Source organism: Methanimicrococcus hacksteinii, assembly GCF_032714515.1.
In the GTDB taxonomy this organism is placed as follows: domain Archaea; phylum Halobacteriota; class Methanosarcinia; order Methanosarcinales; family Methanosarcinaceae; genus Methanimicrococcus; species Methanimicrococcus hacksteinii.
The window spans coordinates 123,697-148,530 of sequence record NZ_JAWDKC010000011.1 but is presented as its reverse complement, the minus strand read 5'-3'; the positions used below and the strand labels follow the sequence as shown (position 1 = coordinate 148,530).

Below are 24,834 nucleotides of genomic sequence, written 5' to 3'. Positions count from 1 at the left end.
TTGTCTTTATTTTCCTTCTTTTCTTTTTCATTCTTTTTTCATCCCTTTTCATTCTTTTTTCATCCCTTTTCATTCTTTTTTCATCCCTTTTCATTCTTTTTTCATCCCTTTTCATTCTTTCTTTTTCATCGTTTCTTTTTCATTTCCTTTTATCATAATTATTTAAAACCGGAAATTCGTTTTTCGATTAATTTTTTGAAAAGCTGTGCGGCTCGCGCGCGGCGGCGGTGCTAAGCGGCTTGCGATGCTGCCTTCTGCACCTGCCGGCAGTAGCTTGCAGCAGGGCAACAGAAAAACGGAACAAAGACAGAAACCGCAGGCAGCAAAAATAAAAATTATATTTATACTGTCAGAAGGCTCAAATAGCTTTACATCTTTTGATAAGCCGGTGAATATCCATGGGCTTATTCGGCAAACTTGAAAAGAAAATTGATCAGAAAATTGACCGTGAAGTAAGCAGCGCAAAATATCAAGCGGAAAGAAAAGTTGACAACGCCGTTGACAAAAAAATCAACGACACCAAAAAAGAAGTCAAAGATTCCGTCAAAGAAGAATTGAAAAATTCTTCTTTTTTCTTTTTTAAGAAGAGCAATATTATGACTCACATAAACCGACAAAAATTGATTCCGGCAATAGAATCCTTGATAATTTCATTGCCTGCATTGCTCTTGACTTTAACGATTGTCATTTTAAATAAAAATCCCGAGAGAAAAATCATTTTCCTGTTATATATAATTTTAATTTTTGCTGCCAATATTATCTATTATCTAATTTTAAAACAAAAATACAACCTGAAAACAGAAGATTTCTTGTACGGCATCGGATTTACAGCAATATGTTTTGCGATAGTTCCCACATCAATAAGAATGGGGTCATTTTTACATCCGATTGACCTACCGATATCATTTTACATTCTTTCCATTATTTTGCCGGCTTCATCGTTTTATTCATACCTGGTTGTGTCCAAAAATATTGAAAAGAAAATTGATAAAACGGGCATAATTTTCATACTCGTAAATGTGATTTTTTTAGCAGGTTTCATAAAGTATAATGAAATTGTTGAGCTTTTTTATTATTACATTTTTGTACTGCCTGTATTTTTCATGGTGTATCTCATCCATTATGCAATTTATAAAAATCATCGGTTCAGTTCCCGAGGTTTAGCATGGACTCCGGTTTGGGTCACACTCATCATTTTAATCGGATTGGCTATACTCATCATAACAAGCATGCTTTTTAATAAATTAAATTATGGATAAATATTCAATCATTTCAATGCCAACCGCTCTTTTAAATATTTTCAAACTGTGAATTATTTATTTGTTTTTCATTCGTTTTAAAAACAACTGCTGCTCATTCGATTTAACAAAATAAAAAAGAGTTAAATGAAACGGTTTTAAACCGTTTCACAAATTTATTAGATTTAATCTTTCACGTTGCTCAAGCCGAGTGCACGGGCGCTGATTTCAACAATGTCTTCAATGACAATGTCTGCGCGCGGGTTGTCTTCGGCCAAAAGGGCGTCGCGTCCGTCGGAAAGGTTTCTCTTACAGAACGGGCAAGCCTGAGCAAAGATGTTGGTCTTTGTTTTCTGTTCGCCTTCGGGGTAGAGGACTTCCATCGCATCGCCGACTCTTGCTTTTGCAATTGAAAGCGCAAGTTCAGGCATACCGGCTTTGACACCGCCGCCTGCACCGCAGCATCTCTGGTATGCTCTGTTGCGGTCCATTTCGACGAATTCCATACCGGGCATGCTCTGGAGAACTTTTCTGGGTTCTTCATAAACACCGACGTGGCGGCCGAGGTGGCACGGGTCGTGGTAGGTAACGATTTTGTCTTCATCGTAAGGCTTCTTCACCCATTCGACTTCGCCGGCTTCAATCTTTTCGGCGAGGAACTGGGAGACGTGCATCACTTTGAAAGGCGTTTCTTCGCCGAGAAGTCTGGGCCAGTCAACGAGAGATGCTCTGAAACAGCCGGAGCAGGCATAAAGGACGGTTGTCGCGCCTTTGGCTTTGATTTTCTCAACGTTGGACTGTGCGAGTCTCTTGGCGAGGTTGTCTTCCCTGTGGTACTGACCGGTTCTGATTAAAACGGAACCGCAGCAGGCTTCTTCTTCGCCGAGTGTACAGAATTCAACGCCGAGCTTGTTCAAAACACGGGCGGTTGAAACGGCGAGATTGGTCTGCTTCATGCCGGCCGTACATCCCATGAAATAGAGAATGTCGGCTTTGTCGGCGATTTTAACGTCGTCGGGAATCCAGGACAAGCGGTTTTCTTTCGGCTCGTTGTAGGAGTTGAAAGTGTCGCTGATGATCTTGGGCATTGTGCCCTGCTTGCCGTAAGGACCTGTGCCTCTCTTCACAAGGTTGGCGCGCATGGCTTCCCAAAGTTCGACGGTGTTGATACCGGATTCGCAGACTGTTGCGCAAATACCGCAGGTGGTACAGCCGTGAACGTCGTCTTTGAATTCGACGAATTCTTCTTCGGTGATTTCTTTGGGTCCGAAGAAAGTGGCCCACATGCCGTAGGATTTGTCAACGAAGCGTTTCCAGCGGTAAATTTTGTCGCGCGGGGAAAGACCGGGCTTGTAGCCGGAACCTTCATAGGTCGGACACCATTCGGCGCACTCACCGCAGCGCATACAGCCGTCAAGTTCCATGAGCTGAACAGCTGTCAAATTTTTAAGTTCAAGGGACGGTGCTCTTCTTGCCATTAATGTTCGCCTCCTTTGTTAACAATCATTGTCAGCGGGCTTGTAATCATGTGGATGTACTTAGAGTACGGGATGAATGCGAAGCCGACAAAGAGTGCCAAGATGCTGTGCGTTAATGCAATTTCCCGGACGTAAGTCAAGAACGGAGTCAAGCCGCCGAGCGTCCAGATGAGATAGTCCAAGAAAATCATATCGTATCCGGTAAAGTCAGTGATGCCGATTGCAATGTATCTGCCGGCGTGGGCGATAAAACCGGTGACGACGACAACAGTCAATGTCACGAGCAAAATCGCGTCGTAAGAGTTGGTGTTTTCTCTGACTTTGGGGATGAAGAGTCTGCGGGCAATCGCAATGAGAATACCGAAGAAAAGCATGTAGCCGAGAAGCTGGTTCGGAAGCTGCAGGAATTCTCTGAACCATTCGGGGTCAATAAAGTGAATGCCGACCAAATGAATAATTTCAACAGCGAACATAGCGCCGGATAATGAGAAGAGGCCCATCCAGCCGATGAAAATAAGCATGTGCATAAACCAGCGGAGCGGGTCTGCGCGGGCAGTTCTTCTTTGGAGAAGAACATCGAACACCAGTGTGACCAAAATGTTCTGGCCGTGGTGAACGGAATGTGCTCTGAGTTGTTTCCAATACGCTTTAAAGAAAACCAAAATGTTTCCTTTTTTACCTTCTTCCGGATCAAGACCCCATGCAAGAGAACCCTGACTCCATTTGCGGACGTTAAAGAAAAGTCCGACGACAAGAAGGAGAATAGCGAGAGCGGATACAGTCATCATAACGATGAATGTAATCGCAACGCCGTCAATACCTGAAAAATAATCCATTATTAATTCTCCATTATATTTTTGAAAGCAAATGACTTTACAGGCAGCTTTTCCGATTACCATAAATGATTAATGATGATAATACGGCCGCTGCCAACCAAACTAAACAATAATTTAGATAACATTTAGATAGCGAACGATAGCGTTCAATTCGGCTTCATTTCCCGAACGGAAAAACCGGCGGAAAATGTCATCGAAAACACAAACGTGTGAACTATTATGACGTTCTACCAAGCCACCCCTCCCCCATTTAAAGAAGAAATATGACTCGAAACGACGAAAGTCGGTAGAAGTTAGTAGGCACTTTGTACCGATTATATTTAAATATTATCCACTCGGCAAATTCGGGAATTCGAAAGGCTGATTCATCAAATTGGAATTCGGCGCCGTGATTTTGTGATGAACAATAATGAAGAATTTTCGCAAAACGAACGAAAATTTCATTCCCCTAATAAAATTTGACGGGTATGAACAAATAATAAATAGCATCATCGTTTTTTTGGCTGTATGTCTGACGAGCCGGCTGAAAGAAATAAAACAGCTGAAAATGCAACAGAAGCGGAAGGAAGGAAAACAAAAGGAATGAAAGCAGAAAGAATGAAAGCGGAAGGAATGAAAGCGGAAGGAACGAAAGCAGAAAGAAGGAAAATGGAAGAATCTGACAGATTCCTGCCGAATCTCCGCATCATTTTAGTGGAACCGCTTTATCAGGGAAATGTCGGATCTGTCTGCCGCGTGATGAAAAATTTCGGATTTACGGAGCTTTATCTGGTGAATCCGTGTCCGCTGGAAGGGGAAGCGCGGGCGATGTCGTCTCACGCGATTGACGTGCTGCAGAACGCGAAAATCTGCCTGACGATTGAAGAGGCGGTTGCCGGCTACGATGTCGTGATCGGAACAACGGGAATGCGCGCGCAAAAAGGCTGCGATCACATTCGAACGCCTGCAATGGCGCCCGGGGTTTTGCGTGAAAAGATGGAGGAGTTTCACCCGGAAACGAAATTCGCGCTCTTGTTCGGGCGGGAAGACATCGGTTTTACGAATGACGAGCTGGCTTACTGCTCCATGATTGCAACGGTTCCGTCGTCTCACATTTATCCGGTCATGAATTTGTCCCACGCCGTCGGAATTATGGTTTACGAACTTTCCGGCGCACGGTTAACGGGAAAATATAAAACGACAGATTTTAAAGAATTCAATGCCATGTGCGCCCATTTTGAAGATGTTTTAAAAGACATGGAATTTGATCCGTTCAAGCAGGAAAAAATGGCGCTCATGATGAAACGCATTTTCGCCCGCGCCGAACTCACGCCGTGCGAAGCGAAAACACTGCGCGGCATTTTCAGAAATATTCAGTATCATGCCAAAAAGGCGAAAGGCGAAGACGTCAGTAAATATCGGCAAGCCATTGAAAATCAATTTGAAAATGAGAACGACGAATTTGATGACGAATTTAATTTGGATTTTGATGTTGATTTTGTCGACAAAATGACGGAAAAATAAACGTTAAAATGAAAAACGGAATTGGATACAATTTTTAATCATTTCTTATTTTTCAATGATTTCGGAATCAATTTTAAACCGAAACATCGTTTTTCATGAACTTTTCAAACCCGAACCCCCTCTTTTGTAAAATGAAGAAAAGGGAAAACGGGGTTCGTTTTTCTTTAACTTTTTAAAAATCGATGTTTCGGTTTGTAAGAAATTATAGAAAAACCAAAACAACCACCTCCAATCCGAGTTTTGCGAGCGAAGCAAGCATTAGGAGGATTGGAGATTCGCCCCATGACTCTCAATTAAAATTGCTTTGTTGTCAATTGATTTGCTACTGCTTGCCGCCTGCCAATACTACTGCCGGCCAATGCTGATGCCTGTCAGTTACAGACTTGTCACAGTTCTGCCACTTGGTTGCTGTGCATATGTATCATCTCATTCTTATCACATCCGTTCGCTACGCGAACGTGGGCACAGATTACCTTACTGTTTGCGTTCCGCTGTTACCTTACTGTCTGCGCCATTGTTACCTTACTGTTTGCGTTCCACTGTTACCTTACTGTTTGCTGCTGCCGTTTGCTGCTGCCGTTTGCTGCTGCTGCCGCTGCGCTCGAGCCGCACCGCTTTTCAAAAAATTAATCGAAAAGGAACCCTCGTTTTTTAAAAAAATAGAAAAAAGAATCGGATTTTTAAAAAATCCGAAAATAAAAAATCAGAAATCGCGGTACAGCATATAATCGGCCATATCTTTTAAGAGCTGTTTGGCCGGGCTGTCGGGTAAAATGTCAAGTTTGGCTTTACCTTCCTCGACGAAACCGACGGCGAGGTTTTTGACATAATCCAATGAGCCGGAATCGGTGAGCACTTGAATCGCTTCGTCAATGTCTTCTTTTGCGCCGGATCCTTTGCCGAAAGCGCGCGGAATAGCGCCTTTTTCGGTGGCGTGAATCATAAGAAGGGTTCTTTTGCCTTCGAAAATGTCGCTGCCCTGTCTTTTGCCGAGAACTTCTTCGGGCGTTGTCAGGTCCAAAACGTCGTCGTAGATTTGGAAGCCGAGGCCGACGAGGCGTCCGAAATCGTACAGCGCCTGATCTGTTTTTTCATCCGCGCCGCCGATAACGGCACCGATCTGAGCGGCTGCGCCGAACAGAATTGCGGTTTTCTTTTCAATCATTTCCAAATATTCGTCGGCAGAAACCGAATCACGGTTTTCAAAGTCAATGTCAAGCCATTGACCTTCGCAAACTTCAACGCATGTTCTGGAAAGGATGTTCGCGGATTTTAAAAGACGTGCGGGATCGTTGTCGGCTGTCGTAATAATTTCAATCGCTTTAGAATAAAGCGTGTCGCCGGCTAAAATGCCGCCCGCTTCGCCCCAAACTGTGTGAACGGCGGGAAGACCGCGGCGAACGGGATCGTTGTCCATAATGTCATCGTGAACCAATGTGAATGTGTGCATTAATTCAACAGCGACCGCAGCCGGAACAGCCTTTTGGATGTCGCCGCCGACCGCTTCGGCGCTTGCCAGCAAAACCGCAGGCCTGAGCCTTTTGCCGCCGGCTTTTACAATATGGCGGGAAGCTTCGTAAAGGCCTTCAGGTTTCTTAACGGGAAGCAAACCATCAATCGCTTCGTCGACGGGAACGGATAATTTTTTAATTTCATCAACAACAGTCATTATAAAACTCCGGTAATTCAAAAAATTAAGAAAATTGAAAATTTTAAGAATTTTAATTTAAGAATTTGAAAATTTGAATTTAAATAAGATTGAAAATTTGATTTATAATTGATTTATAATTGATTAAAATTTGATTAAATTGATTAAAATTTGATTAAATTAAGATTGAATTGAAATTAAGATTGAATTGAGATTAAGAACCTGAATTTAAAAATTAAATTTAAAATTAAAAAATTAAGGTTCGAGGAAAAGAATTTCCCCGTTTCTTAAAAGGTGAACCGTCTCGCCGAGAACGTAGCCGGCATCTTCGGCCATTTCAATGTAAGCGCTGTGCATCGCCAAGTCGCCGTGAGCCGGAATGACGTGCGTCGGCTGGACCATCCTGAGCATTTCCCAGTGGTCTTCACGGTAAGCGTGGCCGGAAACGTGAACGTCGTCGTAAATTCTGGCGCCGCGCATCTTCAATTTGGTCTCAAGCGCATAGCGGTTGGCGCGCGTCATCGGACTCGGAATAATGTTTGCCGAGAAAATCACGCGGTCGCCGGAAGCCACCTGAAAAGGCGTTTCCCCGTTTGCGATGCGGACCAAAATGGAACCGGGCTCGCCCTGGTGACCGGTCACGACAGGCAGATACTTTTCCTTGCCGTCTTCCATAATCTTTTTCAAAGCACGGTCGACATCTTTTCTCTGGCCGTAAATTTCAACGTCGTCGGGAAGCGTAATGTATCCCAAATCGTGTGCCGCAAGCAAATATTTCTCCATCGAGCGTCCCATAAACACCGGGATTCTGCCCATTTCTTCGGCGATTTCAATAATCGCATTCAAACGAGCGATGTGAGAAGCAAAAGTCGTCACGATCATGCCGACGTGAGATTCTTCCGTTCCCAAAAGAACGTCGCGGAGCATTTCTTTGGCAATCGTCTCGGACGGCGTTTTACCGGAACGGGCACTGTTTGTGGTCTCGGTAATCATGGCCAAAACACCGTCACGGCCGAGTCTTTTTAAAACTTCGAAGTTGGGAGACTCGCCGATTGTCGGTGCGCGGTCCAGTTTAAAGTCGCAGGCGTACATCACGGAACCGTACGGCGTGTGAATGACCGCAATCACGCTGTCCACAATGCTGTGCGGAATGCTGACAAATTCAACGCTGATGTCTTCCGTAATTTCGTATGTGCCGCCGGCTTTGAGCGCAATCAGCGGATTGTTGACTTTGAATTTCTTCTCTTCGTCAATCTGCTGGCGGATAAGCGCGGTCGTATACGGTGTTGAGATGATCGGTGCGTTGTAGCGGTGCGCCAGCTTCGGGATCGCACCGATGTGGTCCAAGTGACCGTGTGTGCACACAATGGCGCGGACCGTTCCGTTCACGTCTCTCATAATTGTGTCGTCCGGGATTGCGCCCATATCGATTAATTCAAGAGAGTGCATGCGGTCGATTTCCGCATCTTCGTGAATCTGGACACGGTCTAAGCGGATGCCCATGTCTAAAATAACAATATCTTCGCCGACAACTACGGCCGTCATGTTACGGCCCATTTCGTTATAACCGCCTACGGCGACAATTCCTATATCTTCCATTTTTATAGTTCCTTTAATTTGAATTTAAATAATGAATTTTTGAGTATAATTTAGATTTGAATCTAATTTTTTATTTTTTAAGATTTTTTTAATTTTTAAAATTTTTTAATTTTTTAATTTTAGATTTAATGCAGATTGAATTTTAAACTGATTTTCCTTTTGATCCTTAAAAAATTGAATCTTTTTTAAATGCTAATTAGAGATGAATGTCATATCACTGATCTGCCCGAAGTCTGTTTGTCACATATTCAAACAGTTTTGGCCCGAATCGAATCTTTTCAAATAATTCGAATTCGAACAGCGTCTTATTTTAAAGAATTTCTTTGTTGGCGTAATCGCTCACGCTGAATCCGCGGCTTGTCAAATAGTCGCGCGTCTTTCCGGTCACGACCGCCGGTGTTTGAGAAAGGGCTTTCACATTTGCGCAGCCTGTTAAAAACATGGAGGCTTTTAATTCCTGCTCCATTAAGCGAAGGCTGTCCGCCACCGCATCCGCGCCTTTAAATGCCGGCTCAACGAACGGCAGCGCAGCCCCTGCGGCAACCGCTCCGAGCGCAACGGATTTTGCAATGTCGACGCCTGTTCGGACGCCGCCGGTTGCAATCACCGGAACCACCACTTTACATTCAATCAAACTGGAAACGGTCGGAATACCGAAATCCCAGAACAGTTCGCCTAAATGCTCGCCCAGCTTGTCTTTATCCATGCGGGCGCGGTAAACTTCGACACCGGACCAGCTGGTTCCGCCGACGCCGCCGACATCAATCGCTGCAACACCCGCTTTTTTCAGTAAAAGCGCGTCTTCGCGTGAAATGCCCGCGCCGGTTTCTTTCGCAATCACCGGAACGTCTGCGGCCGCACAGATTTTTTCAATCATTTCCAAACAGCCGCTTGCATCGATGTCGCCTTCCGGCTGGATGGCTTCCTGCAGGAAATTCAAATGAACCGCAATCGCGTCCGCGTCAATCATCGAAACAAGAGAATTCACTTTTTCCGTTCCGTATTCTTTGATCTGCGCCGCGCCGATGTTTCCGTAAACAAAAGTCGTCGGCGCTTTTTCGCGGACAATTTTAAAAGAATCAGTCTGTTTCGGGTCGTCAATCGCCGCCCTTTGGCTGCCGACACCGATACCGATACCGACCGTTTCCGCCGCTTCTGCAAGCGCCGCATTAATTTTCGTCGTCTCGGGGTGTCCGCCCGTAATGGATGCAATCAAAAAAGGAAAAGATAAAGTTTTGCCGAAAAAATCAACGGACATATCAATATCATGCATTGAAATCTCGGGAAGCGCGCGATGGACCAAAGTCACATCTTCAAAACCGGCGCTCACCTTGCGGGATTCAACATGGCATCGGGCGCAAAGCTCCAAATGCTCTATTTTTCTGCGTGATGTTTCGTGTTCCATTTTTATGCTCCGGATGTCACCCGTAAACAGGGATTAAAATTTTCCAAATTTGAAATTTCCATTCATTAAGACTGATTTTCTAGAAATAACCTACTCGGTAATAGTATATAAACAATTCACAGAAGAAACAGAGAAATTACTGTTGCTGCCGTGTAAACAGTTTAAAAGAGTTTTAAACTGTCTGAAAGATTAAAAAATCATTTTTTGAAAAAATGAAAATTTTAACCTCTGATATTTTTAACCTCAGATATTTTTAACCTCTGATCATAGTGAGCAGCATTTTAAACTTTTCAACCGCGTAAAGCGCATGCGAAATGTTTGCCGGCATAATAATTGTCTGCCCTTTTTCCAGCAAAACCGGATTTCCGCCGATTGTAATCTGAGCTTTTCCGTCCAAGATTTGGACGACAGCGTCAAACGGAGCGGTGTGTTCGCTTAAACCCTGGCCTTTATCAAAAGAAAATAACGTGATATTTCCCGAATCGTTCTTTAACACTTGCTTGCTTATGACACCGCCTTCGGAATACTCAACCATATCGGCAAGGTTCATGGCGATGCCTTTTTCAAAAATTTCTTCAGTCATAATAAAACTCCTTTATAATAATTAAATTTCTAAAATAATAAAATATAATAAAATTAAAAATTTGATGAATAAATGCGGTTGTAATAATTAAATGATAGGTAAGATCATTTGAATTTACATCTGAATGTATCATAAATTTACAATGATACGAATTACAAATATACACCTGAATTATACACCCGAATGTACTTGAATTATTCAGACTGCATCTGAATTACACATCAGAAGCATTTGAATTTACATCTGAATTGATACAAATTGATACAAACTGATACTTTTAAAATTTGAATGAAAATGAATTGATTGAAATGTCAGTCATCCTTGCAAATGATTGTTCCGACCGTTTCTCCTTTTAAATAAGCAGCGACACTCCCCGGCGTATTGGCGTTAAAAATGCAGGATTCAATGCCTGTTTTTTCCGCGAGGTCCAAGATTTCCGACACTTTCCCGAGCATTCCGCCTGTCACGTCCGTTCCCGCCGAGCCGCCGATATGCTGTTTGACGGAATCAAAAGTATTCGGCGTAATTTTCGGAATCGTCTGTCCGTTTGAATCCAAAACGCCGTCCGTTGCCGACCCGAGTCCGACGCGTTTGGCGGAAAGCGCGGCCGCCACATACGGCAAAGACTGGTCACCCGACAAAATACAAGACCCGCGGACAGTGTCCATGCAAACATCGCCGTGCAGAACCGGAACCAAATTGTGTTTCAGCATTTCGGCAATCTGGGCGGTGTAAAGAGAAACAAGCCTTCCGTCTTCGCACAATGAAAAAGAAAGCGGATTCAAAGGAACCGCCGGGATGCCTTCCGCCCTTAAAGTCCGAACAATCATTTCATTGAGTTCGCGAACGGAATCATGGGTTTTCAAAAAACCTTCTTCATGAAAGCCTTTGTCAAGCCCGTATTCTTTCGCATAAACATGACCGTAAGAGCCCGCGCCGTGAACAATCACGAGTTTTCCCGAAAACCCCGCTATTTCTTTGGCGATTCGTTCCATTTCATCGGATTTTGCCGACCCGGCGGCCGCATTTTTATCTGTTACGGCGCTGCCGCCCACTTTTAAAACCGTAATGTCGGAATTTGAAGTCATTTATTTCCCTTGCCGAAGTGAATAATTGATAATAATGAAAATGAATGGATGATAAGATTGATAATAATAATGTGATGATAAGAATGGAATTTAATATGAAAGTGATGATGAAAGTGATGATGAGATTGATGATGAAATTGAATTATTTCGATTCGATTCGGACACCGGCGTGTGTGGTTCGGCAGATGAATGAATCGCCGCCCGCGCGCTTAATGGCATGCGCCACGCGTGACAGATTTTTGTGCTCGCACAGCGCAATCATACAGCCGCCGCCGCCCGCACCCGTAATCTTAGAGCCGAGCGCCCCTGCTTTCCGGGACGCATAAACCAATTCGGAAAGCTCTTTGGAGCCGACGCCGATTGAATCCAAAAGTCCCTGATTGATGTTCATCAGTTCGCCGACCGTATGAAAATCGCCTTCCTGAATAAATTCGATTCCGGTTTCGGAAATTGCGCTGATTGTGTCCATAATTTGGCCGATGACTGCCGGGTGTCTTTCCTTAAGCGCCGCGACGTTGGAGACGATTTTGCGGGTGGAGGAAAATTTTCCGGTGTTTCCGATCACGATAAGCATGTCGTAAAATCCGAGCTTTTTGCGATCCGGAATCTGGACCATGCCGCCGAACGTTGAAACAAACGTGTCTGTCGGGCTGGCGCGTCCCTGCACTTCCGATTCCACTTGGTGTCCCATATGCGCGATGTCTTCAAGCGACAGATTCGTCCCGTAATACGCATCCAGCGCTTTGATGGTTGCAATCGTAACGGCCGCCGACGACCCGAGCCCCGAGCCGACCGGAATGTCGGAGTGAATATCGATGTTGACACCCGTCACGTCCGTCAGATCTTTGAACCGCTCGACAACAGAATAAATGTAAGGGTGTTTGCGCGGATTCAAATCAATACTGCCTCCCGGGCCTTTCATTTGAATCGACGGCGCTTCCTCAACCGTCACATGTGCGCGCAAATCAATCGCACAGGCAATCGCGGTCTTACCGTAAACAACAGCGTGTTCGCCGAATAAGAAAATTTTGCCGGGCGCAGAACTTGTAATCATCAATAAAACACCAAAATCGTAAAAATATCAATAATAATTGAAAAACCAAAAAAGTAAATGCAACTTAATTTATAAATTCATTCCCCGACTTAAGCTGAAGATTTCAGAAATCGGAAAGTGTTTTATTTGTTTTGTTTTGAGATTTTTTACTTTGGCCTGTCTTTTTACTTTGGTCTGTCTTTTCACTTTGGTTTACCTTTTTATTTTGGTTTGTCTTTTTATGGTTTGTTTTTTTATGGTTTGTTTTTTTATGGTTTGTTTTTTTATTTTTTGAATCGGAATCAGATTCAATCTCTTTGATGACTTTTTTCATTAAAGTTGAAAACGGATAATCTTTAAAATTGTCTTTGGAAACGAATTCTCCGCCATATTTTTTCAAATTTTCAAAACTTTGGGGAGAACCAACTGTTGTTTGATAAATTTCCAGGGTCAGATTAATGTGTGTAAAAACGTGCCTGACACTTTTGCCGGTTTCAATCCAATCGGCGCCCGTTATCGGAAACGGAATTTCGCCGAGCATTTCGCGGCCGCCGGCGGCAGCTTCCCACGGAAACTCAGTCAGCCCGTGAAGCAGTCCTTTTTCAGTCCGCTTTCGAATCAAAACGTCTCCGGATTCGTTTTCAATCCAAAATAATTTCCCCGTTTTGCCGATCTTCTGCAGCTTTTCAATTTTCGGAATTTCTTCAACCAAATTTTGTGCAAGCGCTTCGCATTCTTTTTCAAACGGACAGGCGGAACAATCCGGATTTTTCGGCGTGCAGACGGTTGCGCCGAGATCCATGATCGCGGAAGTGTAATCAGCCGCCCGCGTTTCAGACATCAGATTCTGCGCTTTTTCTTTAATTTCGGGCAAGCTGACGGCCGTGTTTTCCGTGATTCCGTAAAGCCTTGAAATGACGCGGATCACATTTCCGTCGACAACCGCTTCCCGTTTATCAAATGCAAGCGAGGATATGCTGGCGGCCGTGTAAGGGCCGATGCCGGGAAGTTTCAGCAGCTCGGCATAAGTTTCGGGAAACCGGCCGTCGTTGTTTTGAACCAAAAATTGCGCGCATTCGTGAAGTTTTCGGGCGCGCGTGTAATAGCCCAAGCCCTGCCACATCAGAAAAACATCTTCGATATCCGCATCTGCAAGCGCAAAAATATCCGGAAATCTTTCCAAAAAACGGTAAAAATAAGGAATGACGGTTTTAACCGTCGTTTGCTGAAGCATGATTTCTGAAATCCAAACCATGTAAGGGTTCGGATGCGCGCCGCGGACGCGCCACGGAAGATCGCGCCCGTGTTCGTCATACCAGTTCAGCAAGGCCGAAGACAGCGCCGTTCGGTTTTTGTCCGCGCTGTGAGTCTGTTTTTCAGCAGAAGGGATCTTCATAATATCTTTCAAACAATTTCGGGCAAATCGCTTCCAGCGTTTTCGGATCGTCTTCGTCCCAATTCAATTCGATTTCGAGAATTTCAAAACCGTCGTCATAAGAGTCTAAAACTTCGTAGAAGTCTTCTTTTCCCGTCAATTCGTCGTAAGCGTCCAGCGCCGCGTAAAGGATTTCTTCGTTTTCCGGGAAATCGGTTTCGTCCATGTCTTTGAAAACATCAATCAATGAATCGGGATTCTCAAGCGCGTTTTCATAAGCATCGCGGCCTTTTGAAACCAGCCACGCGCGGAAATAATCAAAGCCGTCGTCCGAACAGCCGCCGCAGACAATGTATGCCGCCGCCCATAATTCCGGGTTGTAAGACTTTTCCAAATGCTTGTCCAGCTGGTAATCGAATCCTAAAATATCGTCGGCCGTCATATCGGAAAGCAGGTCAATCAAATTGTCCAATTGATCCTGCGGGTCATCCGATTTGGAAAGTTCGATGATTTCCCAAAATTTATCTTCGCTCATTAAATCTTTGCGGGACGGTTTTTGCGTCATGTTCTGCCTCTTTGAAAATAAAGTTTAAAGACGGAAAATTATTCGGCCGGCTGAATTGCGGCTTTGATTTCGGTTTCGCTTTCGGAAATGACTTTCAGGAAATCGGGATCATCCCAAAGCGGCATGTAATCCAGATCTTCTTTGGCCCACTCTCTGGATTCTGCTTTTGCGTTAATGGCTTTTCGAAGGAATTTCAAACTTTGTTCCTTTTCGCCAACGGCTGCCAAAATGCCGCCGATTCTGAACCAGGAGTCGGGAAGGTCCGGAATTAATTTCAAAGTGGTGTTGAACGCTTCTTTGGCATCTTCCGTGCTGCCGATTTTGAGAAGGAGATGCGCTTTGTCGTACCAGGCTTCTTTGCTGCTCGGATCGATTTGAATCACCGCGTCAAACGCGTCAATCGCTGCATCATACTTTTCCAGCTGAACCAAAGCAAGCGCTTTGTTGTAGGCGGCATTGAAATTGGTTTTTTCTTTTTCAAGAATCAGATCGTAAGTTTTGACGGCTTCTTCGTATTCTTTGAGCTGAAGAAGAGCGGTTGCCTTGTTGAAAACGGCGTCAATATTTTCGTTATCGGCTTCATAAGCTTTGTCGTAGCTTTCAATGGATTCCTGATAAAAACCGAGTTCGGACTGAATCACGCCTTTGTTGTAATAAGCGTCGCTGTCCGCGGGATTGAGTTTGACTGCTGTGTCGTAAGCGTCAATCGCTTCATAAAAACGGCTGAGACCGTGAAGGGTTAAGCCTTTGTTGTACCAGGCGTCTCCGTTGTCCGGATTTTCCGCAATAATGCCGTCATAATATTCAAGCGCTTTTTCGCGCTCGGCCAGCTGGTGGAGCAAAATGCCGCGGTCCGCTTCGTCTTCAAATTCATTCAATTCGATTGTCTCGCCGCTGTCACATCCGCTGCATCCCGCGCAGCCGGAATCGTCCGCAAAAAGATCTTCTTCCGCCTGACCCTCTGTGATTTGAAATTCTGAGTTTTCGTCTGCCATATTTTATCCTCTTTTCTTTTGGATTCGTTTTTGTAATTTGTAATTGTGATTCAAAGAACAAATGCAACCTTTTAACCTTTTTCCCTGATTTAGAACGATTTTTCATGACTTTTAAACCGCATTTAAAACCGTTAAACCGATTGAGTTTAAATCGAATTTAAAACCGTCTGATTTTTAAAACCGACGATAGATTTAAAAATTTAGTCCTGCTTTGTAATTGTTTGAATTCGTATTTAAATAAATGAAATTAAAACTAAAATTAAAACTAAAATTAAAACTAAAATTAAAATTAAAATTAAAATTAAACTAAAAACAATCAATCATTTTTTAAAATCAGGAAGAAAATTTATGTTCATCGTTATGTCTCTCGGCGGTTCTATTTTAGCAGGCGACTTGGATTCCGAACGGTTTAAAACGTATGCGGATGCCATTTCAAAAATTTCTGAAAAACACAAACTCCTTTTGGTTGTCGGCGGCGGTGTTTATGCCCGCAGATATATTGAAGCGGCGCGCGGCATCGGCGCGGATGAAGTGACCTGTGATTTTATCGGAATTGATGTCACACGCATCAATGCAAAACTTTTAATTTCCGCGCTCGGAAAAGCGGCTTACCCGGAAGTTCCGGTCAATTACAATGAAGCCGCCGTTGCCGCGGAATCCGGCAAAATCATCGTGATGGGCGGCGTTCTCCCGGGGCAGACAACAGATGCGGTTTCCGCCGCGCTCTCGGAATACCTCGGTGCAGATTTGTTCCTGATTCCGACATCCGTTGACGGCATTTATTCCGCCGACCCGAACACCGACAAAAACGCCGTTAAATATAAAACACTCACGGGAAGTGAATTGGTCAGAATGTCCGGCGAAACCTCCCTGAAAGCGGGTTCGAAATCACCGATTGATCCGATCGCCTGCAAACTGATTGAGAGAAGCGGCATCCGGACAATCGTTTTGGACGGCAGAGACCCGAAAACATTGATGCAGATCATTGAAGGCGAAGAAAAAGGGCCGCAGAAAGAATGTGCCGGAACAATCATCACGGCTTAATTTGCATTGAATTACGGATTAATAGAAACCGAGGATGAAAAAATGGAAAAACATCAATACGTTTGTCCGAAATGCGGCTGCAACCACTTTACAAGCGATCAGTTTCAGGCAACCGGCGGAACATTTACGAAAATGTTTAATGTCCAAAATAAGAAATTCATCACCGTCAGCTGCACCGACTGCGGCTTTACGGAACTTTACAAAGCACAGAATTCGATGGGATTAGACATTTTGGATTTCCTGATCGGCTGAATTTGATTAAGAATCCCAAACTTGTATTAGATTGTGAATCCGAAACCTGTATCAGATTATGATCCTGTGACCGGATTCACACTTTCATTATTTCATCTGTTTTTGAATCAGTATTTCCGATTCATTATTTCCAATTCGTTATTTTTTTATTCAAGAGGAATTTAATTCTTTTTTATTGTTTTTTAATTGTTTAAAAATTATGAAAATTCTGCAGTGACTTTTATGACAAAAACAAAAACCATCACACTGATGTGCTGTCTGCCGGATTTGGCAAGCGTGAACATTAAAGACCGCCTCCTGGAGCTTGAGTCCTGGGAAAAAGCGGATTTGCCGCCGGCTGAAAAAATGAAAGAAGCGCTTGAAAAATACAAAATCACAACATCCGTTTTGTATACGGAAGACAAAGGCAAAGAGCTGTCCAATCTGTTCACCGAAATTTACGAACTTCAAAGAGGAGACACGCTGCTTCGGATGTTTCTCATCGACGGCAGAATCATTTTTCAGGATTATTTGGACAAGCGCCTGGAATTTTTGGGTTATGAAAGTGATTTAATCGTTTTCCTCTCCAAACACAAAAGCCAAAGCGAAACAAAAGCGCTGACGGCTCATCCGTCCGGAAATTATGCGGCCGCCGATTACGGCGGGCATCCGTTTTCGCTTTGCACGCCGGCGCCGCTTGCCATGAAGAAACTGATTTTAGTGATGGATCGGCTCAATATTGAAACCGGACTCGACTACGATGTCACGTTTGAAGTCACGCATCACGGACCGACGGAACTGGAAACGCCGTCACTGTTTGTTGAAATCGGCAGCACGGAAAAAGAATGGGCTGATCCGAAACCCGGACTTGTTGTCGCCAAAGCCGTTCTTTCACTGGCCGATCAAAATAATGTCAATGATTCCGATGAAAGAATCTCCTGCGAAGCAAAACTTTTGGAAAACAACACCACTGCCGTTGCTTTCGGCGGCGGGCATTACGGCGACCGCCAAACAATCAGTTTGTTCCGAACAAAACTTGCTTACGGGCATATGTTTCCGAAATACCAGCTGGAAACACTCACCGAAGAAGTGATTTTAAAAGCCTTTGAAAAAACGAAATCAAATCTCGCATTTTTTGACAAAAAATCCATGCGCGGACCGGACCGCAGGCGTGTTGCCGAGATTTTGGAAAGAAACAATATTCCGATATTAAACGACCGCGAATCTGTTGAAGAATACGGCGTCGGCTTTAATTTGAGAGAAAAAGGCGGCGATGAGCCGGAGGAATAATTCAAAACAATTCAATAATTCAAAACTCAATAATTCAAAACTCAATAATTCAAAACTTCAATAATTCAAAACAGTTCAATAATTTAAAACAGTTCAATAATTTAAAACAGTTCAATAATTTAAAACAGTTCAATAATTCAAAACAATTCAATAATTCAAAACATTCAAAATTCAAAACATTCAAAATTCAAAACAATTCAATAATTCAAAACAATTCAATATTCAAAACAATTCAATAATTCAAAACAATTCAATATTCAAAACAATTCAATATTCAAAACAATTCAATATTCAAAACAATTCAATATTCAAAACAATTCAATATTCAAAACAATTCAATAATTCAAAACAGTTCAATAATTTAAAACGGCTCAATAATTCAAACTTCGATAATTCAAAAACGATTCTTTCTTTTTTTCAATTTACGCAAAATATATAATCATTCGAATAATAATATAGATTGCATTTGAAATTGCTTCATCTGCCGCGGTTCGTGAAATTCTGCGGCAAATTATGATTTATGAAAAGCAAAAGCATGAATGAAATGCCGCTTTCGGATTTTGCATATTTTCCGGAATTGAAAAAACCCTTGGAGGAAAACAAAATGAGAGAACCGGTCGTCTCGGGACTTTTTTATGATCCCGATGAAAACGGATTACAAAAAGAAGTGGATCGTTTGTATTCGGCAGCGAAAGACAAAACGAAATATTCCGATAAAACTTTCGGCGCTGTTTGCCCGCATGCAGGATATATTTTTTCCGGAAAAACTGCGGCCGCTGCAATCGGCTCAATTATGGAAGCCGACACATACGTGATTATCGGCTCCAATCATACCGGGCTCGGCGAAGCGCTCGCCTATTCGCAAGAGGATTGGAAAACGCCTCTCGGCGTCGTTGAAACCGACAAATATTTGGGGCGTATTTTCGACGGCACTTGGATTGTTCGCGACGAAAGCGCTCACGAGAGAGAACATTCCGTTGAAGTGATTGTGCCGTTCCTGCAGCGAAAAATGGGAGATGAGCCGTTTAAGATTTTCCCGATTGTGATGGGAGACCAGAATAAAGCGGCTGCCGAAGCGATTGCATCGGTTTTAATTCCTGTTTTGAAAGAAGAGATTTACGTCAAAAAAGAGAATTATGAAGAAAAATTAAAAATTGCCGTGATTGCCTCAAGCGATTTTTCTCATTATGTGCCCGAAGAATTCGCCAAAGAGCATGACGAAGCAATCATTAAGATTATCGAATCGTTGGATGTTGACGCGTTTTATGATTTCATTGAGAAAAATGATTCAAGCCTTTGCGGCTACGGCCCGATTGCCGTTTTAATGATGGCGGCAAAAGCAATGAACGCCGAAGCAAAATTGCTGGAATACAGAACCAGCAATGAAGAAAAAGAATCGCGTGAAACGGCTGTCGTCGGATATGCGGCGATTACTTTTACAAAACAGTAAAAATAAGAAAGGGTCAAGGTGAGAAGAGAAGAATAAAATAAATGAAACAGAAATTAAAAACGGATGTCATAACGAATGGCGTCCCGTTTTTAAAATTTCTTTTTGATTTTTTACGGTTTTCCTTTGATTTTTTAGGTTTTTCTTAATTCGTTTTTTGTTTTTTTATTCGTTTTTTATGTTTTTTTATTCGTTTTTTACGGTTTTCTTATTCATTTTTTGGATTTCCATTCATTTTTTGAATTTTTATTCATTTTTTACGATTTTCTTTTTGGATTTATATGTTCATTTTCAAGCTGTGTCGTGCCTCCGACCGCCCGCCGCGCGCGAACGGATCGGATTTCAAAAACAAATCAAACAGAGATCGGATTTCAAAAACAAATCAAACGGAAGTCGGATTTTGAGAAATATTCGGAATCAGGCCGTCATTTTCCGAACTTTTTCGGCGATTTCGGTCACCAATTCTTCGATTGTTTTGTTGTCGCCCGAAATTGTGATACCGGCATATTTTTCATAGAGCGGAAGACGTTCTTTGTAAAGGTTTTCCAAGCTTTGGTTTTCTTTTAGAGCAATGCCGCGCGTTGAAATGTTTTGAATGCGGCGCATGATTTCGGGGAAGGAAACGTCCAGGTAAATGATGACGCCGATTTCTTGGAGATGCGCCATGGCTTTTTCGCTGTAAACGACGCTGCCGCCGGTTGAAATGACGCAATTTTCGGCGCGGATTTGAGAAACGATTTTTTCTTCCGTTTCAATGAAGCCTGAAAAACCGGCAGCGTCCACCAGATTTTGAAGCAGATTTTTTTCCTGCTGCTGAATCAGCAGATCCGTGTCTAAAAAAGAAAGACCGAGAGACTTTGCAAGCAAAACGCCGGACGTGCTTTTGCCGGAGCCGGGCATGCCGATTAAAACAATATTTTTCGGATCGGTTTTGTCGGGAGATGTCATATTTTTTCAACAGCGGATGAATTGATTTTTTTGAAGATTATTTTTTATGAATGAGAAGGCATATTGAGAATATATATTCTACGAAAATAAAATTTATAACCATTCCCATGTTTCTCATTGTATTTCTTACAAGATAATAACAAATATATTTTATTCGAATTTGGATATACGGAGAAAATAAATGGATATAATACTTGGCATTGCACTGGTTTTAGCCGGCTTTTATATGGCTTGGAATATCGGTGCCAATGACCTCGCAAATGCAATGGGAACATCGGTCGGTTCAAAATCGCTGACAATCAAACAAGTGATTGTTTTGGCAGCCATTTTTGAACTCGCCGGGGCATTGTTATTCGGCGGCAATGTGACGGGAACAATCGCCAAAGGCATCGTTCCTCTGGATAAAATTATAGAAATCAGTCCTCTGATTGTGACGGTCGGCATGCTGGCCGCAATTTTGGCCGCCGCCTTTTGGATTACATTGGCGACGTTTTACAACCTTCCTGTTTCGACAACACACTCAATTGTCGGATCCGTCCTCGGTTTCGGAATCATCTGTGTTTTTTACGGATATATTACTTTTGCAGACATTCATTGGCCTGTTTTGATCAATATTGTCGCCAGCTGGTTTTTGTCACCGTTTATTGGCGCTGCTTTGGCGTACGTCATCTTTTACTTCGTCCGGAAAAGATTCTTGGTCAATTCCGAGAATGTTCCGGGCATTGAGAAAAAGTTCGTTTGGCTTCAGGTCGCAACCGCTTGTTTTATTGCCTTTGCGCACGGTTCAAACGATGTGGCCAACGCAATCGGCCCGCTTTATGCTGTTTTTGAAATGTACGGCTATACCGGATTCGGAGTCCTGACGCTGTCTCAGGTTTTGCTTTTGCTCGGCGGCGTGGGTATTGTGATCGGTTTATCGACATGGGGTTACAAAGTGATTGACACGGTCGGCAGCAAAATTACGGAATTGACGCCGACGCGCGGTTTTTCGGCGCAGTTTGCGACGGCTTCTGTGGTTTTGGCGCACAGTTTTATCGGTCTTCCGATTTCAACGACGCACACATTGGTCGGCGCGGTTATCGGTGTCGGTCTTGCCGGCGGTTTGTCGGGCGTGAATTTTAAAGTGATCAAAAACATCGTCAGCTCCTGGTTCATTACGGTCCCGGTGGCGGCATTGACCTGTATGATTATTTTCTTCCCGCTGGAATGGTTCTTCCTTTAAAATAAGAACCTTAAAATTGAGATTTGTGACAAAGTTCTGCGGCAAATTTTTGCGGCAGAATTTTTTGTGACAAAGATGCAGATTCACAGATTCATGGCAAATTCGCAGATTCATGGCAAATTCGCAGATTCATGGCAAATTCGCAGATTCATGGCAAATTCGCAGATTCATAGAATTCACAGATCCATGACAGACTCATGACAGATTCAATGAAAAAGATTTACGGGAAGCAAAGAATATTATATCAGTAAAGGACTTTTTGAAAACGTACATAAAAATAATATTAATTATAATAAAATGAATCAACGAAACAAAAACGTAATTGATTGGTTGGAAACAGGTGAGGATAATGCCGCACAGATACATGAGATCTATTTTAAACATATTTGTGGATTCGCCGATGGATGCATTGGAAGACCATTCTAAAAAAGTCGTCGAAACCGCTGACAGGCTTTCTGAAATGCTGGATTTTTACTTGGCGGGCGACAGCGGCAAAACGGAAGAATTCCGTCAGATTGTGGATGATTTGGAATATGATGCCGATAAGATGAAACAGCAGTTTCAAATTGTGCTGCCGAATTCTGTTGTGATTCAGCTGGACACCAATGACTTGATGGCCTTTTTGAAGGCGCAGGACGGCATTGCCAATCTTGCGCAGAACGCCGCCCATTGGATGACGCTGCGTCCGTCCGCGGATATCCCGGAAGAAATCAAAGACGGTTTGCGCGAATTGATGAGAATGATAATGAAATGCATTCGCGGATACGAACAGGTAATGAAAGGCTTGGAAAAAATTGAAGCCACCTCTTACAGCAAAGTCGAGATCCAAAAACTGGTTTCAAAGATTCCGGAAATTGAGAAAAACGAATATGAAGTGGACATGTTTGAAGTCAAAGTTCTCAAAATGATTTTCGAACATGAAAATGAAATCGGCGGCGCAGGCGTTTATCACGTTTCCCGATTGGTTGACAATATCGGAGACATTGCCGATCAGACGGCGCATGCAATCGATATTATGAGAAAAATCTTGATTAAAAAGACATAAGAAATTCGGATGAATTTTTAAAAACATCATGAAGTCCGGGAAGGACTTCATTTTTTAATATTTTTTAATATTTTTTTAGATTTCTTTTTAATTTTCGATTTAATTCTGTTTTCATTTTCGGTTTGATTCGGTTTAATTTTCGATTTGATTCTGTTTTCATTTTCTTTTGATTCGTTTCAATTTTCGATTTAATTCTTTTTTCGTTTTCTGTTTGATTCGTTTCAATTTTCGATTTAATTCTGTTTTCATTTTCGGTTTGATTCAGTTTTAATTTTCTGTTTAATTCTCTTTTTGATTTTCGTTTAAATCAAGATGCATTAATTTGAATTTCAAACGTTTACGATTTTTCTTTTAATTTTTCTTTTTTTGGAAAACCTCTCCAAATTACGATTTCGTTCGCCGCTTCGCGCCGCCTGAAATTCGTAATTTGGAGCGGGGTTTGATGTATTTGTTTCAAGCCGAAACATCGGTTTCTCGAATTTTCGGCAAACCCGAACTCCCGATAAAACCCGAAAAACAATATCCTAAAAGAAGCTCAAGCAAAAAACGGAGTTCAAATTTTTGAAAATTGAGAGAAAATGATGTTTCAGTTCTTTGAATAATTGTTGAAAAACCAAAACAACCACCTCCAACGGCGAGTTTTGTGAGCGCCAGCGAGCAAAAGGAGACGTTGGAGATTCGTCCCATGAATTCAACGAAAACACATATAACAGAATTGGTGAACTTGAATTTCAAACGGTTATGATTTTTCTTTTAAATTTTCATTTTTTTTTGAAAACCTCTCCAAATTACGATTTCGTTCGCCGCTTCGCGTCGCCCGAAATTCGTAATTTGGAGTGGGGTTTGCTGTATTTGTTTCAAACCGAAACATCGGTTTTTTCAAATTTTCGGCAAACCCGAACTCCCGATAAAACCCGAAAAACAATATCCTAAAAGAAGCTCAAGCAAAAAACGGAGTTCAAATTTTTGAAAATTGAAAAAAAATGATGTTTCAGTTCTTTGAATAATTGTTGAAAAACCAAAACAACCACCTCCAACGGCGAGTTTTGTGAGCGCCAGCGAGCAAAAGGAGACGTTGGAGATTCGTCCCATGAATTCAACGAAAACACATATAACAGAATTGGTGAACTTGAATTTCAAACGGTTATGGTTTTTCTTTTAAATTTTCATTTTTTTTTGATAAACCTCTCCAAATTACGATTTCGTTCGCCGCTTCGCGTCGCCCGAAATTCGTAATTTGGAGTGGGGTTTGCTGTATTTGTTTCAAACCGAAACATCGGTTTTCGAATTTTCGGCAAACCTGAACTCCCGATAAAACCAGAAAAACAACATCATAAGAGCAGCTCAAGTAAAAAACGGAGTTCGGATTTTTTAAAGTTGAGAAAAAACGATGTTTCATTTTTCTTTCAGATATGAAAATAAAATTGAAATTAAAAGAATTAAAAAGATAAAATCAAAATGAATAATAATAGAAAAAACAAAATCGAAAAGAGTAAAATCAAAAAGAGTAAAATCAAAAAGAGTAAAATTAAAAAAACAAAATTAAAAAAACAAAATCAAAAAAACAAAATTAAAAACTGAAAGAAATTAAAAAAGGATTATGCTGCTGCAAGCAGCTGAACATTTTCCTTTTGTTTCTTGGGGTTGATTTGGTTTTTATCAATGCTGATGTAAAGCGCGTGGTCTAAAACGAAAAGCATGGAAAGAACCAGCGGGATTTGCCGGGAGAACAAACATCCGGCGGTCAGGCAGATGATTGCCAGCAGGAATAGCAAAAATGCGAATCCTGTTGAAGAAGCAAATCTGAGATTTAAAAGACTGCCGTTTCCGATGACCGATTTTTTGAGATCGGAAGACATTTTAATATGATAAACAAGAAGCACGATGCCGATCAGCGGCGTTGTGTAAACAAAGATTTGGGGAACAGTTCCCAAATACCATAAAAGGGCGTAAGCCAAAATAATGTATATTCCGAGAAAAATGTTGATGGCTTCAAGCGCTTTAAACTTGGACATCAAAGTTTCCCGAAAGAGTCGTTTCATAACCATTTCAAATCACGTGTATAAGTAAAATAATGATAAATTCCGGAATACTTGCCGGAAAAACAATAACAATAATAATAATACAACAATTAAAGCCGAGAGCTTAACAAATGCAATCAGGCCCGATTTTTACAAATTTGCGGAAAAAATGCCTGAAGATTAATTGTGATTAATAATCTAAGTAAAACAACTATAAAAACTATATTCTAGATAGATAAT

At 42.3% G+C, this 24,834-nt stretch carries 23 protein-coding genes; 10 read left to right on the top strand and 13 right to left on the bottom strand.

The features are described 5' to 3' along the window. Nucleotides 1–244: 244 nt before the first annotated feature. Nucleotides 245–421 (top strand): hypothetical protein, encoded by a 177-nt coding sequence (locus MmiAt1_RS02750; RefSeq protein ID WP_318785367.1) that lies wholly within the window; start codon nucleotides 245–247, stop codon nucleotides 419–421. Next, a complete protein-coding gene (locus MmiAt1_RS02745; RefSeq protein ID WP_318785366.1) occupies nucleotides 399–1,259 on the top strand; it encodes a hypothetical protein in 861 nt (286 codons plus the stop codon). The genes MmiAt1_RS02750 and MmiAt1_RS02745 overlap by 23 nt, the downstream gene beginning before the upstream one ends. Nucleotides 1,260–1,423: 164 nt before the next feature. Here MmiAt1_RS02745 and MmiAt1_RS02740 read toward each other — a convergent pair whose 3' ends face one another. Beyond that, nucleotides 1,424–2,716, bottom strand: coding sequence for a (Fe-S)-binding protein (locus tag MmiAt1_RS02740; RefSeq protein ID WP_318785365.1), 1,293 nt, complete (start codon nucleotides 2,714–2,716; stop codon nucleotides 1,424–1,426). Beyond that, the gene (locus tag MmiAt1_RS02735; RefSeq protein ID WP_318785364.1) at nucleotides 2,716–3,552 is read right to left on the bottom strand and encodes a respiratory nitrate reductase subunit gamma; all 837 of its coding nucleotides are present in this window, start codon (nucleotides 3,550–3,552) and stop codon (nucleotides 2,716–2,718) included. The genes MmiAt1_RS02740 and MmiAt1_RS02735 overlap by 1 nt, the downstream gene beginning before the upstream one ends. A gap of 507 nt (nucleotides 3,553–4,059) precedes the next feature. Here MmiAt1_RS02735 and MmiAt1_RS02730 point away from each other — a divergent pair. Together MmiAt1_RS02730 and MmiAt1_RS02725 are read left to right on the top strand one after the other, a co-directional pair. Continuing rightward, the gene (locus MmiAt1_RS02730) at nucleotides 4,060–5,055 is read left to right on the top strand and encodes an RNA methyltransferase (RefSeq protein ID WP_318785363.1); all 996 of its coding nucleotides are present in this window, start codon (nucleotides 4,060–4,062) and stop codon (nucleotides 5,053–5,055) included. A 307-nt stretch (nucleotides 5,056–5,362) separates the two neighbouring features. Next, nucleotides 5,363–5,710, top strand: a complete 348-nt coding sequence (locus MmiAt1_RS02725) for a hypothetical protein (protein ID WP_318785362.1) — start codon at nucleotides 5,363–5,365, stop codon at nucleotides 5,708–5,710. Between the two features lie 48 nt (nucleotides 5,711–5,758). Here MmiAt1_RS02725 and MmiAt1_RS02720 read toward each other — a convergent pair whose 3' ends face one another. The 9 genes from MmiAt1_RS02720 to MmiAt1_RS02680 form a co-directional block, all read right to left on the bottom strand. Next, nucleotides 5,759–6,724, bottom strand: coding sequence for a polyprenyl synthetase family protein (locus tag MmiAt1_RS02720; RefSeq protein WP_318785361.1), 966 nt, complete (start codon nucleotides 6,722–6,724; stop codon nucleotides 5,759–5,761). 234 nt (nucleotides 6,725–6,958) lie between these two features. Beyond that, nucleotides 6,959–8,302, bottom strand: coding sequence for an RNase J family beta-CASP ribonuclease (locus tag MmiAt1_RS02715; protein ID WP_318785360.1), 1,344 nt, complete (start codon nucleotides 8,300–8,302; stop codon nucleotides 6,959–6,961). Nucleotides 8,303–8,612: 310 nt separating this feature from the next. Further along, entirely contained in the window at nucleotides 8,613–9,707 is a 1,095-nt protein-coding gene (gene fni, locus MmiAt1_RS02710; protein WP_318785359.1) for a type 2 isopentenyl-diphosphate Delta-isomerase, read from the bottom strand. Between the two features lie 253 nt (nucleotides 9,708–9,960). Next, entirely contained in the window at nucleotides 9,961–10,290 is a 330-nt protein-coding gene (locus MmiAt1_RS02705) for a cupin domain-containing protein (protein WP_318785358.1), read from the bottom strand. Nucleotides 10,291–10,601: 311 nt separating this feature from the next. Beyond that, on the bottom strand, nucleotides 10,602–11,378 hold the full coding sequence (locus tag MmiAt1_RS02700) for an isopentenyl phosphate kinase (RefSeq protein WP_318785357.1): 777 nt from the start codon (nucleotides 11,376–11,378) through the stop codon (nucleotides 10,602–10,604). Between the two features lie 142 nt (nucleotides 11,379–11,520). Beyond that, the gene (locus MmiAt1_RS02695) at nucleotides 11,521–12,432 is read right to left on the bottom strand and encodes a mevalonate kinase (protein ID WP_318785356.1); all 912 of its coding nucleotides are present in this window, start codon (nucleotides 12,430–12,432) and stop codon (nucleotides 11,521–11,523) included. A 103-nt stretch (nucleotides 12,433–12,535) separates the two neighbouring features. Further along, a complete protein-coding gene (mutY, locus tag MmiAt1_RS02690; protein ID WP_318785355.1) occupies nucleotides 12,536–13,807 on the bottom strand; it encodes an A/G-specific adenine glycosylase in 1,272 nt (423 codons plus the stop codon). Beyond that, complete coding sequence (locus tag MmiAt1_RS02685; protein WP_318785354.1) at nucleotides 13,788–14,351, bottom strand: DUF4240 domain-containing protein; 564 nt, start codon at nucleotides 14,349–14,351, stop codon at nucleotides 13,788–13,790. Before MmiAt1_RS02685 ends, mutY begins: the two co-directional genes overlap by 20 nt. A 38-nt stretch (nucleotides 14,352–14,389) precedes the next feature. After that, nucleotides 14,390–15,346, bottom strand: a complete 957-nt coding sequence (locus MmiAt1_RS02680) for a tetratricopeptide repeat protein (RefSeq protein WP_318785353.1) — start codon at nucleotides 15,344–15,346, stop codon at nucleotides 14,390–14,392. A gap of 348 nt (nucleotides 15,347–15,694) precedes the next feature. Between MmiAt1_RS02680 and pyrH the strand changes: the two genes are divergently transcribed. The 4 genes from pyrH (at nucleotide 15,695) to amrB (ending at nucleotide 19,361) form a co-directional block, all read left to right on the top strand. After that, nucleotides 15,695–16,390: a UMP kinase gene (pyrH, locus tag MmiAt1_RS02675; RefSeq protein ID WP_318785352.1), complete on the top strand. Its 696-nt coding sequence runs from the start codon at nucleotides 15,695–15,697 to the stop codon at nucleotides 16,388–16,390. A 42-nt stretch (nucleotides 16,391–16,432) separates the two neighbouring features. Then, complete coding sequence (locus MmiAt1_RS02670) at nucleotides 16,433–16,642, top strand: zinc ribbon domain-containing protein (protein ID WP_318785351.1); 210 nt, start codon at nucleotides 16,433–16,435, stop codon at nucleotides 16,640–16,642. A gap of 222 nt (nucleotides 16,643–16,864) precedes the next feature. Beyond that, on the top strand, nucleotides 16,865–17,911 hold the full coding sequence (locus MmiAt1_RS02665; RefSeq protein WP_318785350.1) for a D-aminoacyl-tRNA deacylase: 1,047 nt from the start codon (nucleotides 16,865–16,867) through the stop codon (nucleotides 17,909–17,911). A gap of 520 nt (nucleotides 17,912–18,431) precedes the next feature. Continuing rightward, a complete protein-coding gene (amrB, locus tag MmiAt1_RS02660) occupies nucleotides 18,432–19,361 on the top strand; it encodes an AmmeMemoRadiSam system protein B (protein WP_318785349.1) in 930 nt (309 codons plus the stop codon). Nucleotides 19,362–19,775: 414 nt separating this feature from the next. On the opposite strand, the gene MmiAt1_RS02655 is transcribed toward amrB, so the two are convergent. Further along, nucleotides 19,776–20,306 (bottom strand): shikimate kinase, encoded by a 531-nt coding sequence (locus MmiAt1_RS02655; protein ID WP_318785348.1) that lies wholly within the window; start codon nucleotides 20,304–20,306, stop codon nucleotides 19,776–19,778. Between the two features lie 181 nt (nucleotides 20,307–20,487). Between MmiAt1_RS02655 and MmiAt1_RS02650 the strand changes: the two genes are divergently transcribed. Next, nucleotides 20,488–21,528 carry an inorganic phosphate transporter gene (locus MmiAt1_RS02650; protein WP_318785347.1) on the top strand — a complete coding sequence of 347 codons (1,041 nt, stop codon included), beginning with the start codon at nucleotides 20,488–20,490 and terminating at the stop codon, nucleotides 21,526–21,528. Nucleotides 21,529–21,877: 349 nt separating this feature from the next. Further along, nucleotides 21,878–22,573: a DUF47 family protein gene (locus tag MmiAt1_RS02645; protein WP_318785346.1), complete on the top strand. Its 696-nt coding sequence runs from the start codon at nucleotides 21,878–21,880 to the stop codon at nucleotides 22,571–22,573. Between the two features lie 1,598 nt (nucleotides 22,574–24,171). On the opposite strand, the gene MmiAt1_RS02640 is transcribed toward MmiAt1_RS02645, so the two are convergent. After that, nucleotides 24,172–24,621: a hypothetical protein gene (locus tag MmiAt1_RS02640; protein WP_318785345.1), complete on the bottom strand. Its 450-nt coding sequence runs from the start codon at nucleotides 24,619–24,621 to the stop codon at nucleotides 24,172–24,174. Nucleotides 24,622–24,834 lie beyond the last annotated feature (213 nt).

Bases quoted from the DNA above. Each gene is read 5' to 3' on its own strand.
- mutY (WP_318785355.1), bottom strand. From the start codon at position 13,807: ATGAAGATCCCTTCTGCTGAAAAACAGACTCACAGCGCGGACAAAAAC.
- MmiAt1_RS02645 (WP_318785346.1), top strand. From the start codon at position 21,878: ATGCCGCACAGATACATGAGATCTATTTTAAACATATTTGTGGATTCG.
- MmiAt1_RS02700 (WP_318785357.1), bottom strand. From the start codon at position 11,378: ATGACTTCAAATTCCGACATTACGGTTTTAAAAGTGGGCGGCAGCGCC.
- MmiAt1_RS02670 (WP_318785351.1), top strand. From the start codon at position 16,433: ATGGAAAAACATCAATACGTTTGTCCGAAATGCGGCTGCAACCACTTT.
- MmiAt1_RS02720 (WP_318785361.1), bottom strand. From the start codon at position 6,724: ATGACTGTTGTTGATGAAATTAAAAAATTATCCGTTCCCGTCGACGAA.
- MmiAt1_RS02695 (WP_318785356.1), bottom strand. From the start codon at position 12,432: ATGATTACAAGTTCTGCGCCCGGCAAAATTTTCTTATTCGGCGAACAC.
- MmiAt1_RS02665 (WP_318785350.1), top strand. From the start codon at position 16,865: ATGACAAAAACAAAAACCATCACACTGATGTGCTGTCTGCCGGATTTG.
- pyrH (WP_318785352.1), top strand. From the start codon at position 15,695: ATGTTCATCGTTATGTCTCTCGGCGGTTCTATTTTAGCAGGCGACTTG.
- MmiAt1_RS02745 (WP_318785366.1), top strand. From the start codon at position 399: ATGGGCTTATTCGGCAAACTTGAAAAGAAAATTGATCAGAAAATTGAC.
- MmiAt1_RS02730 (WP_318785363.1), top strand. From the start codon at position 4,060: ATGTCTGACGAGCCGGCTGAAAGAAATAAAACAGCTGAAAATGCAACA.
- fni (WP_318785359.1), bottom strand. From the start codon at position 9,707: ATGGAACACGAAACATCACGCAGAAAAATAGAGCATTTGGAGCTTTGC.
- MmiAt1_RS02680 (WP_318785353.1), bottom strand. From the start codon at position 15,346: ATGGCAGACGAAAACTCAGAATTTCAAATCACAGAGGGTCAGGCGGAA.
- MmiAt1_RS02740 (WP_318785365.1), bottom strand. From the start codon at position 2,716: ATGGCAAGAAGAGCACCGTCCCTTGAACTTAAAAATTTGACAGCTGTT.
- MmiAt1_RS02715 (WP_318785360.1), bottom strand. From the start codon at position 8,302: ATGGAAGATATAGGAATTGTCGCCGTAGGCGGTTATAACGAAATGGGC.
- MmiAt1_RS02655 (WP_318785348.1), bottom strand. From the start codon at position 20,306: ATGACATCTCCCGACAAAACCGATCCGAAAAATATTGTTTTAATCGGC.
- MmiAt1_RS02650 (WP_318785347.1), top strand. From the start codon at position 20,488: ATGGATATAATACTTGGCATTGCACTGGTTTTAGCCGGCTTTTATATG.
- amrB (WP_318785349.1), top strand. From the start codon at position 18,432: ATGAAAAGCAAAAGCATGAATGAAATGCCGCTTTCGGATTTTGCATAT.
- MmiAt1_RS02685 (WP_318785354.1), bottom strand. From the start codon at position 14,351: ATGACGCAAAAACCGTCCCGCAAAGATTTAATGAGCGAAGATAAATTT.
- MmiAt1_RS02750 (WP_318785367.1), top strand. From the start codon at position 245: ATGCTGCCTTCTGCACCTGCCGGCAGTAGCTTGCAGCAGGGCAACAGA.
- MmiAt1_RS02640 (WP_318785345.1), bottom strand. From the start codon at position 24,621: ATGGTTATGAAACGACTCTTTCGGGAAACTTTGATGTCCAAGTTTAAA.
- MmiAt1_RS02735 (WP_318785364.1), bottom strand. From the start codon at position 3,552: ATGGATTATTTTTCAGGTATTGACGGCGTTGCGATTACATTCATCGTT.
- MmiAt1_RS02705 (WP_318785358.1), bottom strand. From the start codon at position 10,290: ATGACTGAAGAAATTTTTGAAAAAGGCATCGCCATGAACCTTGCCGAT.